Source organism: Nonomuraea cavernae, assembly GCF_014646355.1.
Lineage (GTDB): Bacteria > Actinomycetota > Actinomycetes > Streptosporangiales > Streptosporangiaceae > Nonomuraea > Nonomuraea cavernae.
On sequence record NZ_BMNH01000010.1, the window covers coordinates 104612 to 120220 of the forward strand.

The window sequence follows — 15609 nt, forward strand, 5'->3', positions numbered from 1 at the left end:
ATCTGCTCGGTCACTCTCATGTGTCGCGAACTCCCGAGCCCGACACGGACGAGGCCGCCGACGGTGACGACTCCTCCGCGTAGGCGGCCGGCATGGCCTCGTCGCGAGGGACGCGGGTCGGGCGCTCATCCCGGGGCGCCGCGATCGGGCTGCTGGTCTCGCCGACCGCGCTGGGCGGCGGCTCGGGCCTCGCCGCCAAGGTCTGGCTCGACGCGCCGTCGGCGGCGGCGCTGGAATACGCCGGAGGGGTGATGGCGGCCGGCTACGTCTTCGCGATCGTGGCTCTCGTCTGGCAGCAGCTGCCCCGCGTGATGACCGCCTGGGCGGAGCTGAGGCAGGGAGACCGGCTGGCCAGGGAGCTGGCCGTGCACCCGGCGGCCGTCGAGGCGTACGAGAGGCTGCTGCAGGCCAGGCTCGGCTGCCACGCCATCGAGAACGGGGCGATCGACAGCACCGACATCGTGCTGATCGCCCAGGGACGGCCCGGCGACAAGCGTCACTCGCCCGGCCGGACCAAGCCCGTCTCGTAGGCGTAGACGATCGCCTGGGCCCGGTCGCGCAGGCCGAGCTTCATCAGCACCCGCCCCACGTGTGACTTGACCGTCTGCTCGGCCACCACCAGCTTGCCGGCGATCTCCTGGTTGGACATCGCCTGGGCGACCAGGGTGAGCACCTCGGTCTCGCGCTCCGTCAGGTCGGCCAGCCGCCGCGCCTCCGGAGCGCGAGGCCCGCCCAGCCGGGCGAACTCGCGGATCAGCCGCCTGGTGACCGCCGGCGCGATCAGCGCGTCGCCGGCCGCGACGACCCGCACCGCCTCGGCCAGTTGCGCGGCCGAGGCGTCCTTGAGCAGGAATCCGCTGGCCCCTGCCCGCAGCGCCTCGTAGACGTAGTCGTCGAGGTCGAAGGTGGTGAGGATGAGCACCTTGGGGCCCTCGCCGCCGGACAGCAGCCGCCTGGTCGCCTCCAGCCCGTCCATGACCGGCATCCGCACGTCCATCAGCACCACGTCGGGGGCGAGGGCGGCGGCCCGCTGGATCGCCTGCGCGCCGTCGGCCGCCTCTCCCACGACCTCGATGTCGGGCTGCGCGCTCAGGAACACCCCGAACCCGGTCCGCACCATGCCCTGGTCGTCGGCGATCAGCACCCGGATCACGTCGTCTCCTCCGCTCCCGCGATCGGCAGCCTGGCCGTCACCTGGAATCCGCCTTCCTTGGTCGGCCCCGCCTCCAGGACGCCGCCGAGCAGCGCCGCCCGCTCCCGCATGCCCGCCAGCCCCTGACCGGCCCCCGGGGCGCCGCCGGGCGTCTCGCCGGGCCCATTGGCGACCCGTAATCGCAGGTCGTGGTCGTCGCGGGCGACGTCGACCGCGACTGTCGCGCCGGGCGCGTGGCGCATCGCGTTGCTGAGCGACTCCTGCAGGATCCGGTAGGCCGACAGGCCGACGGCGGGCGGCAGCCCGTCGAGCGAGCCGGGTCGCTTGATCAGCACGGCCAGCCCGGCGGAGCGGGCGTGGGCGACCAGGTCGTCGATCCGGTCGAGGCCGGGCAGCGGCGCGGTGTCGGTGCGCCCGTCCTGGTCGCGCAGCACGCCGAGCACCTGGCGCAGCTCGGCGATGGCCGCCAGCGACAGCGCGCGGATCTCGGCCAGGCCCGCCTCCAGCCGCGCGGGATCGCCGGCCGCCTCCAGCGGCACCGCCTCGGCCTGGATGGCGATCACCGACATGTGGTGGGCGACGATGTCGTGCAGCTCGCGCGCGATGCGGGCGCGTTCGGCGAGCACCGCCTGGGCGCTCTCGGCCACCTGGGTGCGGTGCTCCTCCTCGACCAGCTTGGCCGTGGCGGTGCGGCGCACGCGCACGTTGTAGCCGAACAGGACGGCCACCGTCACCATCACCGTGCCGACGATCATGCTGTTGGGCTGGATGATCCACAGAGCGAGGACCGTGATGGTCCAGGCCGCGAAGGTGATGCGCCGGTCACAGCGGAGGGACACGGAGTAGAGCACCAGGAGATACATGATCGCCGCCCAGGCCGGGTAGGGCATGTCGCCCGCCGGGGTGATCGTGAACCCCACGTGGATCCAGAACGGCGCCAGCACGACGGCTGTCCGCCAGGCCGCGAGCGGCCACCGGTCACGCAGGGCGACCGGCGCGACCACGGCGCCGGCGGCCACGTAGATCAGCCCCTCCCACAACGGCTCGCCGACGCTCGCGTTCCACTCGATGACGTCGCCGGTCACGACGCCGAACAGGACCCAGGTCAGCAGCAGATCGGCCATCACCACGAGGTCGAGCCTCTGGAACGGCGCGATCACGCGGAGCCGGCGCGGAACGGGCAGGTCGAGCCGCCGCGAACGAGGCGACGGCGGGTCGGCCTCCCCCCGTAACAGCGCGAGCGCGAAGGGGCTCACCACGGCCGAGATCACCCGACCAGCCTACGGGGGCGGGGTTCGCCGGGCGTCCTCCTCAGGTCTGACCATCAGAGGTACGAGCTTACAAAATTACGATCGCTGTGAGCGAACACCGGCAGGGAAGGGAACATCGATGGGCTCCAATGAATTGAGTCTGTATAACTCAACCTTGAGGAGTTCGCATGAGTGAAAGCTTGATCCTTCCGGTGCTGCCGCTGGACGACGAGGTCGTCCTGCCCGGCATGGTGGTTCCGCTGGATCTGTCCGACTCCGAGGTGCGCGCGGCGATCGACGCCGCCCAGGCATCCGGGCTCAACAAACCGCGGGTGCTTCTCGTTCCCCGCATCGACGGACGTTATGGCGCCATCGGCGTGCAGGCCGTCGTGGAGCAGGTCGGCAGGCTGCCCGGCGGTGAGCCGGCCGCGGTGGTGCGCGGCGTCAGCCGGGTGCGCGTGGGCAGCGGGACGACCGGTCCCGGCGCCGCGCTCTGGGTGGAGGCCAGCACGATCGAGCCCGTCGCCGTGGGGGAGCGCGCCCAGGAGCTGGCCAAGGAGTACAAGGCCCTGGCCACCACGATTCTGCAGAAGCGCGGCGCCTGGCAGGTGGTCGACCAGGTCAACCAGATCGACGACCCGTCCCTGCTGGCCGACAGCTCCGGCTACACCCCCTGGCTGACCACCGCCCAGAAGGTCGAGCTGCTGGAGGCCGCCGACCCGGCCGACCGGCTGGCCAGGCTGATCGAGTGGTCGCGCGACCACCTCGCCGAGCTCGACGTGGCCGAGACGATCCGCAAGGACGTCCAGGAGGGCATGGAGAAGCAGCAGCGGGAGTTCCTGCTGCGTCAGCAGCTCGCCGCGGTCCGCAAGGAGCTCAAGGAGCTCAACGGTGACTCCACCGAGACCGAGGAGGAGGACTACCGGGCCCGCGTTGAGGCGGCCGACCTGCCGGAGAAGGTCCGTGAGGCCGCGCTCAAGGAGGTCGACAAGCTGGAGCGGACGTCCGACCAGTCTCCGGAGACCGGCTGGATCCGCACCTGGCTCGACACGGTCCTCGACATCCCCTGGAACGAGCGGACCGAGGACGTCTACGACATCACGGGCGCACGGGCGGTGCTCGACGCCGACCACACCGGCCTCGCTGACGTGAAGGACCGCATCATCGAGCACCTGGCCGTGCGCAAGCGCCGCCAGGACCAGGGGCTCGGCGTGGTGGGAGGCCGCCGCAGCGGCGCCGTGCTGGCCCTCGCCGGCCCTCCCGGAGTGGGCAAGACGTCGCTGGGCGAGTCCGTGGCCCGCGCCATGGGCCGGAAGTTCGTCCGGGTCGCGCTGGGCGGCATCCGGGACGAGGCCGAGATCCGCGGCCACCGGCGCACCTACGTCGGCGCGCTGCCCGGCCGCATCGTCCGGGCGATCCGCGAGGCCGGCTCGATGAACCCGGTCGTGCTGCTCGACGAGGTGGACAAGGTCGGCGCCGACTACCGCGGCGACCCCACCGCGGCGCTGCTCGAAGTGCTCGACCCGGCGCAGAACCACACGTTCCGCGACCACTACCTCGAGGTCGAGCTGGACCTGTCCGACGTGCTCTTCCTGGCCACGGCCAACGTCCTGGAGGCCATCCCCGGGCCGCTGCTCGACCGGATGGAGGTCGTCACCCTCGACGGCTACACCGAGGACGAGAAGGTGGCGATCGCCCGCGACCACCTGCTGCCCCGGCAGCTGGAGCAGGCCGGCTTCACGGCCGAGGAGGTCACCGTCGAGGACGCCGCGCTGCGCAGGCTGGCCGCCGAATACACCCGTGAGGCAGGGGTCCGGTCGCTGGAGCGTTCGGTCGCCCGGGTGCTGCGCAAGATCGCTGCGGGCGGCGAGCTGCCCGTCACGGTCGGCGAGGACGACCTGACCGGCTACCTCGGCCGGCCCCGGTTCGTGCCGGAGTCGTCGCTGCCCGAGGCCAAGCAGCGCACCTCGGTGCCGGGCGTGGCCACGGGCCTCGCGGTCACCGGCGCCGGCGGCGACGTGCTCTACGTGGAGGCGTCGCTGGCCGACCCCGAGACCGGTGACACCGGGCTCACGCTGACCGGCCAGCTGGGCGACGTCATGAAGGAGTCGGCCCGGATCGCGCTGTCCTACCTGCGCTCCCACGGAGCGGAGCTGGAGCTGCCCGTCACGGCGCTCAAGGACCGCTCGATCCACGTCCACTTCCCGGCGGGCGCCGTGCCCAAGGACGGACCCTCGGCCGGTGTGACGCTGACCACCGCGCTGGCCTCGCTCCTGTCGGGCCGCCAGGTCCGCGGTGACGTGGCGATGACCGGCGAGATCTCGCTCACCGGGCGGGTCCTGCCGATCGGCGGCGTCAAGCAGAAGCTGCTGGCGGCGCACCGGGCGGGCATCACCACGGTGCTCATCCCGGCCCGCAACGAGCCGGACCTGGACGACGTGCCCGAGGAGGTGCGCGGCGAGCTGACCATCCACACGGTCAGCGACGTGCGCGAGGTCCTCGACATCGCCCTCAGCCCGGCGCAGGTCGCCGCCACGGCGGCGGCCTGATCTCCGTCCTGCCCCGCCGTGTCCCTTTCAGGGGTACGGCGGGGCAGCCGCGCCGTGTCCCTTCCAGGGGTACGGCGGGGCAGTCGCATAGATGGACAAATCATTCATCGCTTTGACCGGATGATTCGTTCATGCTTCTATGAGGGCATGCTCTACGCCACGCCTTCGCTCGACCCCGCCGACCAGGCGGTCCTCGCCGAGATCGAGGACATGCGGCGCGACCTGAAATACCGGCTCGCCGAGACCCACCGCTGGGACGGCCAGCTGCGCAGGCAGCTGCAGGCGCGCGCGATCCAGGGGTCCAACTCCATCGAGGGCTACCGGGCCAGTGTCGAGGACATCGAGTCGATCATGTCGGGGGAGGAGCCGCTGGAGACCTCCGGGTCCGTGGCCCGCGAGATCGCCGGCTACCAGCAGGCCCTGACCTACATCCAGCTGCTCTCACGGGCTCCGGCGTTCCGCTACGACACGGGGCTGCTCAACGCGCTGAACTTCATGATGATCGGCCACCACCGCGACAAGACTCCGGGCGTGGTGCGCCCGGGCGGGATCTACATTCGCGACTCCGTGTCCGGCGCGGTGGTCTACGAGGGGCCCGACGCCGATCTGGTGCCAAAGCTGCTGGATGAGCTGATCGAGTGGCTCAACGACGGTGACCTGGGCGTTCCGAGCTATGTGAGAGCCGCCATGGCGCACCTCAACCTCGTCAAGGTCCACCCCTGGCGAGACGGCAACGGCCGGATGTCCAGGGCGCTGCAGACGCTCGTCCTGGGCCGGGACCAGATCACAACGCCCGAGTTCTGCTCTATCGAGGAATGGCTCGGTCAGCAACGCACCACCATCGCCTACTACGACGTCCTGGGAGAGGTCGGCCGCCGGCAGTGGAGCCCGCATGGCGACACGCTCGCCTGGGTGCGGTTCTGTCTGCGCGCCCATCACATGCAGGCCCAGCGCGTACGCCAGCGCCTCGCCGAGGCGGGCGAGATCTGGATGCTCCTGGAGAAGCAGGTCGACTCCGACGGGCTCAACACCAGGACGGTGTCGGCGCTGTACGAGGTCTTCGTCACCCGGAGGCTGCGCCGGAGCCGCTATCAGGCCGACGAGTCCCTGAGCCAGGGACAGGCGGCCCGGGACCTGCGCGACCTGGCCGCCAAGGGATGGCTGTCGCCCTACGGAGAGACCAAGGGCCGTTTCTACGCCCCCGGCCCGCGCATGGTCGAGATCAAGGCGGAGTTCGCCGGCAGGGCGACCCCCTTGCGCGATCCCTACGTCCAGGCCAGGTGAGCCAGATCACGCCCACTGTCCGGAATAGCGGCAGGTGCGGCGATCGTTAGTAGGGGCGTGAACGAGGCATACGCGAACGACCTGGGCGCCCGTGGCGTCATGTGCTGTCGCATGCGTATGGGGCGAATGTGCGCCATGGGCTGTCAGGCCCGCTGAGCGACCCCCGACCCGTTCCTCCTCCGATAGGTCCCCCATGATCACCCCTGTTTTCGTGCTGCGCAGGCTGAGCCATCTGCCCTTCCATCCGGGCACGCACTGACCTCGTCCGGCTCTCGACGATGGCGTTGTCGGCTTCCAGCGGCGTGTCCGCTGTCATAAATGGGGATTTTTCGTGATCCAGGCATCCGGCCTGCACAAGTCGTACGGCGAAACCGTCGCTCTTGACGGCGTCGACCTGCACGTACGCGAAGGCGAGATCTACGGCGTGCTCGGCCGGAGCGGCGCGGGCAAGAGCACCCTGCTGCGCTGCGTCAACCTGCTCGAACGGCCCGGCCGCGGCACGGTCACCGTGGCCGGGCAGGAGCTGACCGCGCTGCGCAGCGGCGAGCTGAACCACGCCCGCCGGCGCATCGGCATGATCCACCAGCACTTCGCGCTGCTGTCCTCGCGCACCGTCGCGGCGAACGTGGCCTTTCCCCTCGAAGTCATGGGCGTCGCCCGGGCCGAGCGCGAGCGCAGGGTCGCCGAGTTGCTGGACCTCGTGGGTCTCGGCGGACGGGGCGGTGACCGGCCGCACCAGCTGTCCGGCGGTCAGAAGCAGCGCGTCGGCATCGCCCGGGCGCTCGCCGGCGACCCCGCGGTGCTGCTGTCGGACGAGGCCACCTCGGCGCTCGACCCGGCCACCACCCGGTCGATCCTCGACCTGCTCAAGCGGCTCAACGCCGAGCTGGGCCTGACCATCCTGCTGATCACCCACGAGATGAACGTCGTCAAGAGCGTCTGCGACTCGGTCGCCATCATGGCCGGCGGCCGGATCGAGGAGTCGGGCTCCATCGCCGGCCTGATCAGGACGCCCGGCTCGCGGCTGACCAGGGAGATCTTCCCGCTGCCCGAGCCGGCTCCGGCGGGTTCGGTGACCCTCACCTTCACCGGCGACCCGCAGCGTCCGGTGGTGTCGGAGGTGGTGCGCGAGTTCGACGTCGAGGTCAGCATTCTCGGCGGCTCGATCGAGGACCTCGCCGGAGGGGCCGTCGGCCGCCTCCGCGTCGCGCTCACCGGGGAGGCCGCCCCCGCCCTGGCCTACCTGCGCGAGCGTGGCCTGCTGGTGGAGGTGGCCCGATGACCTGGGACGAGATGGCGCCCCTGCTGTGGGAGTCGACCTGGCAGACGGCCCTCATGGTCGGCTGGTCCACCGTGTTCACCGTGCTGTTCGGGCTGCCGATCGGTGTGGCGCTGGTGGTGTTCGACCGGGGCGGGCTGCGGCCCCTCCCGGTGCTGAAGTCCGTGCTGGGCGTCATCGTGAACGTGGGCCGGTCGCTGCCGTTCATCGTGCTGATGATCGCGATCATCCCGTTCACCCGGCTGGTCGTCGGCACCACCATCGGGACCGCCGCCGTGGTCGTGCCGCTCACGGTCGGCGCGGTGCCGTTCTTCGCCCGGCTCGTCGAGACCGCCCTGCGTGAAGTGGGCTCGGACGTGGTGCAGGCCGCCCAGGCCATGGGGGCGAGCCGTACGGCGATCGTCCGGAAGGTGCTGCTGCCCGAGGCGATGCCCGGGCTGGTGGCCGGGCTGACCGTCACGGTCGTCGCGCTCATCGGCTACTCGGCGATGGCCGGGACCATCGGCGGGGGAGGGCTGGGCGACCTGGCCGTCAGGTACGGCTACCAGCGGTTCGAGACCCTGCTCATGATCGTGACCGTGGTGCTGCTGGTCGTGATCGTGCAGCTGATCCAGAGCTTGGGCGACGCGGTCGCCCGGCGTCTATCACACAGTAAGTAAAGGAAAAATCATGAAACTTCGTGCCATCGCGGGAGTTGTCGCTCTTGCCGTGTCGCTCACCGCGTGCGGGGCGTCGCAGTCCGCCACCGGCGCGCCGGCGGCGGAGTCCGCGGACACCGTGCTCAAGGTGGGCGCCAGCCCGGTACCGCACGCCGAGATCCTCACCTTCGTCAAGAACGACCTCGCCCCGGCCGCCGGGCTCAAGCTTGAGATCGTCGAGTTCACCGACTACGTGCAGCCGAACGTGCAGCTCGCCGAGGGCGGGCTGGCCGCCAACTTCTTCCAGCACAAGCCCTACCTGGACGACTTCAACGCCTCCAAGGGCACCGAGCTGAGCTTCGTCACCCCCGTCCACCTGGAGCCGCTCGGCCTCTACTCCAGGAAGGCCGCCGACCTGGCCGCGCTGCCCGAGGGCGCCACGGTCGCCGTGCCCAATGACGCCACCAACCTGGGCCGTTCGCTCAAGCTGCTCGCCGACAACGGCGTGGTCACCCTGAAGGAGGGGGCCGGCACCTCGGCGACCGAGCGCGACGTGACCGGCAACCCGAAGAAGCTCGTCTTCAAGCCCCTGGAGGCCGCCCAGCTGCCGCGCTCGCTGGACGACGTCGACGCCGCGGTGATCAACGGCAACTACGCCATCGAGGCCGGTCTCAAGCCGGCGTCGCAGGCCCTGGCGCTGGAGAAGACCGAGGCCAACCCGTACGTCAACGGGCTGGTCGTGCCGGCCGGGCACGAGAAGGACGCGAACATCGTGACCCTCGGCAAGCTGCTCCAGGACCCGAAGGTCAAGGAATTCATCCAGCAGAAGTACGAGGGCTCGGTAATCCCGGCAGAATGACATTGAAAACGCGGACAAGATCGGAAATATCGGCATTTGGGCCCGATAGCGTACTTAAAGCGAAATGTAAGTGAGTGGCAATCTCCTCGGCGTACCAATACGGGGACAGCAAAACCTCTCCCGAGGAGGACCCAAGTGCGACTCGTTTCGCGCATTCTGATCGGCGCCGCCGCCGCTGCCTCAATGGTGGCTCTGGGCGCGCCCGTCGCCGCGAACGCGGCGACCACGTCCGCATCGTCCGCCGCAACGGCGGCCTCGTCGTCCTACTTCCAGGACGACTGGGGACCCTATTTCTCCAGCGACGACAAGGCCAGGGCCCGTGGCCAGGTCACCGTGGAGAAGCAGCCCTACAAGCACTGGTACTGGAAGACCCACGTGGTCAAGCACAAGGTGTGCAAGGACGGCAAGTTCGGCAAGAAGTGCAAGATTGTTTTCAAAAAGCACAAGAAGCACGCGTGGGTCTGGAAGCACCGCTACGTCTTCACCGTCGACAGCACCCTGCGCAACCACAAGTGGTGGGGTGGCAAGAAGTGCGCATGGGAGACCTTCAAGGTGGTCGGCCACGACGGCCACACGTACTTCAAGAGCTTCCGCAACTGCGAGAAGTTCCCGGCCCACTACTCGTTCTCCGGTAAGGACGCCGCCCACATCTACGTGGACGTGAGCAGAGGCCACTTCGGTGGTCCGACCGGTCACCACTCCGGCTGGAAGGACGTTTACCACGCCGCTCCCTGACCGGGTCTGACGGAATCGCGGTCCTCACGCGGGGGTCGCGATTTCGTCGTGCCCGCCGACCCTGGCGCCCGGCGGGGGCAACCGAATAGTGTTCGGTTCATGCATCCGGGAGCCATCGCAGCAGTAACCCCAGACAAGCCCGCTGTGATCATGGCGGGCTCCGGCCAGGTCGTCACCTATCGCCAGCTCGACGAGGAATCGAACCGGCTGGCCCACCTGTTCCGAGCCTCGGGCCTACAGCCCGGTGACCATATCGCCTTCATGTTGCCCAACCACCCCCTGTTCCTGGCCATCGCCTGGGCGGCGCACCGCGCGGGGCTCTACTACACGGCGATCAGCTCACGGCTGCAGACCGACGAGCTCGCCTACATCGTGAACAACTGCGGCGCCCAGGTGTTCATCTCCAGCGCGAGCCTGGCGGACGTCGCCGTCTCCATCACCTCCGCCACGCCGGGCGTCGGGCTGCGGCTGATGCTCGACGGCACCGCCGAGGGCTTCGAGTCGTACGAGGACGCGGTGGCCGACCGGCCCGTGACGCCGATCGCCGACGAGTGCCAGGGCGCCGACATGCTCTACTCCTCGGGCACCACCGGTCAGCCCAAGGGCGTCAAACCGCCCCTGCCGCAGACCCCGATGTCCGAGCCGAACATGCTGCTCCAGCTCATCACGGGTCTGTTCGGGCCGACGGCCGACAGCGTCTACCTGTCGCCCGCGCCGCTCTACCACGCCGCGCCGCTGCGCTACAGCATGGCGTTCCAGCGGATCGGCTCGACGGTCGTGGTGATGGAACGTTTCGATCCCGAGCAGTATCTGGAACTCGTCCAGAAGTACGGGGTCACGCACTCGCAGCTGGTGCCGACCATGTTCATCAGGATGCTCAAGCTGCCCGAAGAAACCCGGAAGAAGTACGACCTCTCGTCGCTGCAGTGCGCCATCCACGCGGCCGCTCCCTGCCCGGTCCCGGTCAAGCAGCAGATGATGGAGTGGTGGGGCCCGATCGTCCACGAGTACTACGCGGGCACCGAGGGCAACGGCTTTCTCTACGCCAGCCCGCAGGACTGGCTCGCGCACCCCGGCACCGTCGGCCGGTCGCTGTTCGGCACCGTGCACATCTGCGACGAGGAGGGCAACGACCTGCCTCCCGGCGAGCACGGCACGATCTACTTCGAGAGCGGCATCGTCTTCGAGTATCACGGCGACCCCGACAAGACCCGCTCGGTCCAGGACCCGAAGGGCCGGGGCTGGACGACGCTCGGCGACATCGGCTACCTGGACGCCGACGGTCTGCTCTACCTGACGGACCGCCGGTCGTACATGATCATCTCTGGCGGCGTGAACATCTATCCCCAGGAGGCCGAGAACCTCCTGTCCATACACCCCAAGGTCGCCGACGTGGCGGTCATCGGCGTGCCGGACGAGGAGATGGGCGAGCAGGTCAAGGCCGTGGTGGAGCCGATGCCCGACGTCGAGGCCGGGCCCGAGCTGGAGGCCGAGCTGATCGCCTACTGCCGCGAGCGCCTGGCCCACTTCAAGTGCCCCAAGTCGGTCGACTTCCGCGACGAGCTGCCACGCCACCCGACGGGCAAGCTCTACAAGCGGCTGCTGCGCGACGAGTACTGGCCGGCCAAGTAGCCGCCTCACACCCCCCGGTCCACCGGGCCGGGGGCTCGGGCCCCTGGACCTCACCGAGCTCAGGCGGAAGGCGCCCGAGGAGTCCGCCGGACGGGCCCGGGAAGCCAAGAGAGATTTCTCACGGCCCGGATCGGGCACGGAGGGTGCGTTCGACCAGCGGTGATAAAGCGTGCGTCAGGCTTCCCAGGAACCTTGGATCAGCGGCTTAACGTGCACTTACACGCGTCTTGGCACTCTTGAGTCATCGGGACTTGAGGAGACGAGATGAACGCGTACGAGCCTCGCGAGCAGGGCAACGGCGGCTGGAGCCAGTTCGGTGACACGCCGCCCTCCGCCGGGGGCTTCCCCCGGCGAGACACCGTCGTCATGCAGCAGCCTCCGCCCCCGCCGCCCCCGAGGAAGCCGGGCGTCTCCATGGGGCGCAAGGCCGTCGCCGGGCTGGCGCTGGCGGCCATGGCGATCGGCGGCGGCGCCGTGGGGGCCGTCGTCGCCACCTCGTTCCAGGATCCCACTGTGGTCTCCGCGCCGAGCCCGGTGTTCAAGCAGGCCGGCAACCAGCTTTCCGTCGCCGAGGTCGCGCGGAAGGTGCAGCCGTCGGTCGTGATGATCCAGGGCAGCTCCGGTGAGGGCTCCGGCGTGGTGCTCTCGGACGACGGGCTCATCCTCACCAACAACCACGTCGTCGTGGGCGCCGGGCAGGGCGGCGGTCAGATGACCGTCAAGTTCAGCGACGGCAAGACGGCCAAGGCCTCGGTCGTGGGGACCGACCCGGCCACGGACCTCGCGGTCATCAGAGCGGAGGGCGTGTCGGGGCTGACCGCCGCGTCACTCGGCGACAGCGACCAGCTCAACGTCGGCGACGCCGTCCTGGCCATCGGCAGCCCGCTCGGCCTCGACGGGTCGGTCACCGCGGGCATCGTCAGCGCCCTTGACCGCACGCTCACCGTCGGCGGCGAGCAGGAGCAGCGGCAACTGCCGCCCGGGTGGGGCCAGAGCGGTGAGGTGAGCCAGCCCACCACGATCGGCGGCGCCATCCAGACGGACGCGGCGATCAACCCCGGCAACTCCGGTGGCGCCCTGGTCGACGCGGCGGGCAGGCTGATCGGGATCAACACGGCCATCGCCACGAGCGGCGGCAGCGGCAGCATCGGAGTGGGTTTCGCGATCCCCATCAACACCGCCAAGCAGGTGTCCGAGCAGCTCATCAGCAGCGGCAAGGTCAGTCACGCGTTTCTTGGGGTGAGTGTGACCGACGCCACCGGTGACGTGCCCGGCGCGCTCATCCGCCAGGTGACGGCCGGAAGCCCGGCGGAGAAGGCGGGTCTGAAGCAGGGCGACCTCATCACCAAGATCGGTGACAAGGCCGTCGATGCCGGGGACACGGTTGTGGGGCAGGTCAGAGGTTTCAAAGTGGGCCAACAGGTACAGATCACATATATGAGGGACGGTAAGACGAGTAACGTCACCGTCACCCTCGCAGAGAAGAAATAACCGGACCCCCTCACGGACGGGTGTGCCGTCGAGATCGCTGCGGACTTGGCGGCACACCCCCCCGTTTCGAGAGACCGGGACGGCTCAGGCGAACCTGCGGCCCTCGTCACGCCGGTACGCCCAGACCGCCGCCACCCCCGCGGCCACCGTCCACACCGCGAGCATGACCAGACCGGCCGGGTCGGCGGCGGATCCGGTGGTGGCGCTCCAGACCAGCTCCACCGCGCCGCGGCTCGGCACGTACGGCGAGAGGGCCTGGACGAAGTCCGGCATGATCTGCGGCGGCAGGAACAGGCCGCCCAGGATGCACATGGGGAAGAACAGCAGCTGCGACACGGCGATCGCCGCCTTGGACGGCAGCGTGAAGCCGAGGAACAGCCCGATCAGCATGAACGGGACGGACCCGGCCAGCAGGGCGCCGATCCCCAGCAGCAGCCGGGGCCAGGTGATCGCCGCCTCGGTGAACAGGGCCGCGATGACCAGCACCGGGATCACCGCGACCGCCATGATCGCCATGCTGGTGAAGATCCGCCCGGCGAAGCGCGGCAGCGGACCGGCGGGCAGAGTGCGCAGGTAGTGGTTCCACGGCTGCTCGCGGTCCTGGGAGACCGTGATGCTCAGCCCGATCAGAGCGGCCGAGATGGCGCCGATCATCATCATCGACCCCGTCGCCCGGGTCGCGGCGACAGGGTCGGCGGCGGCGAACGGCACCACGAACGCCAGCATCGACGCGGCCGGGAAGAAGGCGCTCGCCACCCAGCTGATCGGGATCCGCATCTGCTCCAGCATCTGATAGCGGGTGTGGGTGAGGATCAGGCTAGACATGCGTGCTCTCCTTCGACGTCGTTTCCTCTGAGGTCGTCTCCTTGGAGGTCGTCTCCTGCGAGGTGATGGCCAGGAAGGCCTCTTCGAGGGTGGTCGGCCTGATCTCCAGCCCGGAGAACGGCGTGCCGCTCCGCACCAGCTCGACGACCAGCCGGTCGGGGTCAGTGGTGACCAGGTGGGTGCGGCCGTCGGCGTGCTCGACGCCCAGCACGCCGGGCAGCTCGGGCAGGGTGCCTGCGACCAGTGAGACGCGCCGCACCCCCACCACGTCGCGCACCGCCTGGACGGTGTCGTCGGCCAGCACCCGGCCGTGGCCGACGACCACCACCCGCTGCGCGAGGGCCTCGATCTCCTCCAGGTAGTGGCTGGTGAGCAGGACGGTGCCGCCCTCCTCGTGGAACGATCTGACGCCATCCCAGAGCGTGCGCCGGGCCTCCACGTCGAGCCCGGTGGTCGGCTCGTCGAGGAAGACCATCTTCGGCCGGCCCGCGAACGCCAGCGCCACCGCCAGCCGCCGCCTCTGCCCGCCGGACAGGCCGCCGACCTGCCGTTTGGCCAGGTCGCCCAGCCCGAAGCGGTCGAGCAACTCCGGTGTGGCGACCCGGTCGGGGAAGTGCGCGGAGACGAAGTCCACGATCTCGGCGACCCGCAGCACCTCGGGCAGGCCAGTCTCCTGCGGCGTGACGCCGACGTGCCGCCGAATCAGGGGATCGCGGGGGGAGCCGCCGAACAGCTCGACCGTGCCGGACGTCGGGCGGCGCAGGCCGACGAACAGGTTGATGAGGGTGGACTTGCCCGCCCCGTTGGGGCCGAGCAGGCCGACCAGCTCGCCCGCCCGGATGTCGAGTGACACCCGATCGAGCGCGACCACGTCACCGTAGCGACGGGTGACCTCCGCTGATCTGGCGAGAACGGCCATCAGTTTCCTCCAGCGGTGTCGAGCAGGGCGCGGATGGCCCTGGTGTAGTCGTCGAAGGCCAGCCGCCCGCGCTTGGTCAGCGACACGTACGTGACGGGGGTGCGGCCCTTGTGGGTCTTGGTGATCTGGACGTAGCCGGCGTCCTCGAGCTTGGTGAGGTGGACCGACAGGTTGCCCGCGGTCATGCCGAGCAGCTCCTTGAGTGCGGGGAAGGCCATCTCGTTGCCGTCGGCCAGCGTGTTGAGGGCGGACACCACCCGCAGCCTGGCCTGCGCGTGGATCACCGGATCCAGCTCCGGCAGCGACCCTTCGGCGGTCACGGGCGCCGCCGGAACCACAGACCGGCGGCGATGAACCCGCCCCCCAGCAGCACGGCGGTCAGCAACGCGTGCCATCCGGGGCCGAGCAGGACGCCGCTGGCGTCGACGGCCACCACCCAGGCGCCGACGAAGAACATCCGCCAGTCGAGCCAGATCGCCCCGCCGGCCATGTAGAGGATCCCGACCACCAGCAGGGACGCGCCGGCCCAGACGAGCCCGGCTTCGGCCGGCGGCAGCATGGGGGAGATCCGGATCGCGATGACCGACATCAGCAGGAACCCGGCGAACCAGGTGTAGCCGTACATCGTGCCGCGGGCGGAGTTGTCGCCGCGGGTCTGCGCGCTCTGCTTCGTGATCCCGTAGGCGGCCACGGCTCCGGCCACCAGCTGCGCGCCCATCAGCGTGGCCAGCGCCTGCGCCTCGGTGATCGGCGCGTACGGCGTGCCGTCGAGCCCGTAGTGCAGGAAGTACGCGGTGAAACCGATGGCCCAGGCGACGCCCCACGGCACGTACTGCAGCAGCGGGTTGCCTCTCAGCTGCCTGACGGTGTCGGCGCGTTGCCGTTCGATGAGCCGGAGCGTCTCCTCGGGGCTGGGGGCCCGCTCACTCTCGTCTACCATCGCAACCTCTCTCATCGTCAAACTGGTTTGTACTTTAAACCAGCTTGCGACGCCA

Annotated in this window: 15 protein-coding genes; 9 read left to right on the forward strand and 6 right to left on the reverse strand. The window is 69.8% G+C overall.

The window, feature by feature from the left end:
• Positions 1–92: 92 nt before the first annotated feature.
• The gene (locus IEY82_RS18340) at positions 93–530 is read left to right on the forward strand and encodes a hypothetical protein (protein WP_189125362.1); all 438 of its coding nucleotides are present in this window, start codon (positions 93–95) and stop codon (positions 528–530) included.
• On the opposite strand, the gene IEY82_RS18345 is transcribed toward IEY82_RS18340, so the two are convergent.
• Together IEY82_RS18345 and IEY82_RS18350 are read right to left on the reverse strand one after the other, a co-directional pair.
• Positions 497–1153 (reverse strand): response regulator, encoded by a 657-nt coding sequence (locus IEY82_RS18345; RefSeq protein WP_189125363.1) that lies wholly within the window; start codon positions 1151–1153, stop codon positions 497–499. The two genes, IEY82_RS18340 and IEY82_RS18345, sit on opposite strands and share 34 nt — an antisense overlap.
• Entirely contained in the window at positions 1150–2424 is a 1275-nt protein-coding gene (locus IEY82_RS18350; RefSeq protein WP_189125364.1) for a sensor histidine kinase, read from the reverse strand. The genes IEY82_RS18345 and IEY82_RS18350 overlap by 4 nt, the downstream gene beginning before the upstream one ends.
• Positions 2425–2591: 167 nt before the next feature.
• Between IEY82_RS18350 and lon the strand changes: the two genes are divergently transcribed.
• From lon to IEY82_RS18390, 8 genes are all read left to right on the forward strand, one after another.
• Positions 2592–4952: an endopeptidase La gene (lon, locus tag IEY82_RS18355; RefSeq protein ID WP_189125365.1), complete on the forward strand. Its 2361-nt coding sequence runs from the start codon at positions 2592–2594 to the stop codon at positions 4950–4952.
• Positions 4953–5099: 147 nt separating this feature from the next.
• Entirely contained in the window at positions 5100–6236 is a 1137-nt protein-coding gene (locus IEY82_RS18360) for a Fic family protein (protein WP_189125366.1), read from the forward strand.
• A 331-nt stretch (positions 6237–6567) separates the two neighbouring features.
• The gene (locus tag IEY82_RS18365) at positions 6568–7518 is read left to right on the forward strand and encodes a methionine ABC transporter ATP-binding protein (protein ID WP_189125367.1); all 951 of its coding nucleotides are present in this window, start codon (positions 6568–6570) and stop codon (positions 7516–7518) included.
• Positions 7515–8174 (forward strand): methionine ABC transporter permease, encoded by a 660-nt coding sequence (locus tag IEY82_RS18370; protein ID WP_189125368.1) that lies wholly within the window; start codon positions 7515–7517, stop codon positions 8172–8174. Before IEY82_RS18365 ends, IEY82_RS18370 begins: the two co-directional genes overlap by 4 nt.
• Positions 8175–8184: 10 nt before the next feature.
• Positions 8185–9012 carry a MetQ/NlpA family ABC transporter substrate-binding protein gene (locus tag IEY82_RS18375; RefSeq protein ID WP_189125369.1) on the forward strand — a complete coding sequence of 276 codons (828 nt, stop codon included), beginning with the start codon at positions 8185–8187 and terminating at the stop codon, positions 9010–9012.
• A 135-nt stretch (positions 9013–9147) separates the two neighbouring features.
• Positions 9148–9747: a hypothetical protein gene (locus IEY82_RS18380; protein ID WP_189125370.1), complete on the forward strand. Its 600-nt coding sequence runs from the start codon at positions 9148–9150 to the stop codon at positions 9745–9747.
• A 99-nt stretch (positions 9748–9846) separates the two neighbouring features.
• A complete protein-coding gene (locus IEY82_RS18385; protein WP_189125371.1) occupies positions 9847–11379 on the forward strand; it encodes an AMP-binding protein in 1533 nt (510 codons plus the stop codon).
• Positions 11380–11643: 264 nt separating this feature from the next.
• Positions 11644–12870: a S1C family serine protease gene (locus IEY82_RS18390; RefSeq protein ID WP_189125372.1), complete on the forward strand. Its 1227-nt coding sequence runs from the start codon at positions 11644–11646 to the stop codon at positions 12868–12870.
• Between the two features lie 84 nt (positions 12871–12954).
• On the opposite strand, the gene IEY82_RS18395 is transcribed toward IEY82_RS18390, so the two are convergent.
• From IEY82_RS18395 to IEY82_RS18410, 4 genes are read right to left on the reverse strand one after another with little or no spacing between them, the layout of a single operon-like run.
• Positions 12955–13695 carry an ABC transporter permease gene (locus tag IEY82_RS18395; protein WP_189125373.1) on the reverse strand — a complete coding sequence of 247 codons (741 nt, stop codon included), beginning with the start codon at positions 13693–13695 and terminating at the stop codon, positions 12955–12957.
• Positions 13688–14614, reverse strand: coding sequence for an ABC transporter ATP-binding protein (locus IEY82_RS18400; RefSeq protein ID WP_189125374.1), 927 nt, complete (start codon positions 14612–14614; stop codon positions 13688–13690). The genes IEY82_RS18395 and IEY82_RS18400 overlap by 8 nt, the downstream gene beginning before the upstream one ends.
• Positions 14614–14934, reverse strand: a complete 321-nt coding sequence (locus IEY82_RS18405; RefSeq protein WP_225262953.1) for a transcriptional regulator — start codon at positions 14932–14934, stop codon at positions 14614–14616. The genes IEY82_RS18400 and IEY82_RS18405 overlap by 1 nt, the downstream gene beginning before the upstream one ends.
• The gene (locus IEY82_RS18410) at positions 14931–15554 is read right to left on the reverse strand and encodes a hypothetical protein (RefSeq protein WP_189125376.1); all 624 of its coding nucleotides are present in this window, start codon (positions 15552–15554) and stop codon (positions 14931–14933) included. Before IEY82_RS18410 ends, IEY82_RS18405 begins: the two co-directional genes overlap by 4 nt.
• Positions 15555–15609 lie beyond the last annotated feature (55 nt).

What these genes read in the sequence shown, in the direction of transcription:
- IEY82_RS18375 (WP_189125369.1), top strand. Translation starts at nt 8,185, where the DNA reads ATGAAACTTCGTGCCATCGCGGGAGTTGTCGCTCTTGCCGTGTCGCTC.
- IEY82_RS18395 (WP_189125373.1), bottom strand. Translation starts at nt 13,695, where the DNA reads ATGTCTAGCCTGATCCTCACCCACACCCGCTATCAGATGCTGGAGCAG.
- IEY82_RS18360 (WP_189125366.1), top strand. Translation starts at nt 5,100, where the DNA reads ATGCTCTACGCCACGCCTTCGCTCGACCCCGCCGACCAGGCGGTCCTC.
- lon (WP_189125365.1), top strand. Translation starts at nt 2,592, where the DNA reads ATGAGTGAAAGCTTGATCCTTCCGGTGCTGCCGCTGGACGACGAGGTC.
- IEY82_RS18400 (WP_189125374.1), bottom strand. Translation starts at nt 14,614, where the DNA reads ATGGCCGTTCTCGCCAGATCAGCGGAGGTCACCCGTCGCTACGGTGAC.
- IEY82_RS18370 (WP_189125368.1), top strand. Translation starts at nt 7,515, where the DNA reads ATGACCTGGGACGAGATGGCGCCCCTGCTGTGGGAGTCGACCTGGCAG.
- IEY82_RS18385 (WP_189125371.1), top strand. Translation starts at nt 9,847, where the DNA reads ATGCATCCGGGAGCCATCGCAGCAGTAACCCCAGACAAGCCCGCTGTG.
- IEY82_RS18390 (WP_189125372.1), top strand. Translation starts at nt 11,644, where the DNA reads ATGAACGCGTACGAGCCTCGCGAGCAGGGCAACGGCGGCTGGAGCCAG.
- IEY82_RS18340 (WP_189125362.1), top strand. Translation starts at nt 93, where the DNA reads ATGGCCTCGTCGCGAGGGACGCGGGTCGGGCGCTCATCCCGGGGCGCC.
- IEY82_RS18410 (WP_189125376.1), bottom strand. Translation starts at nt 15,554, where the DNA reads ATGGTAGACGAGAGTGAGCGGGCCCCCAGCCCCGAGGAGACGCTCCGG.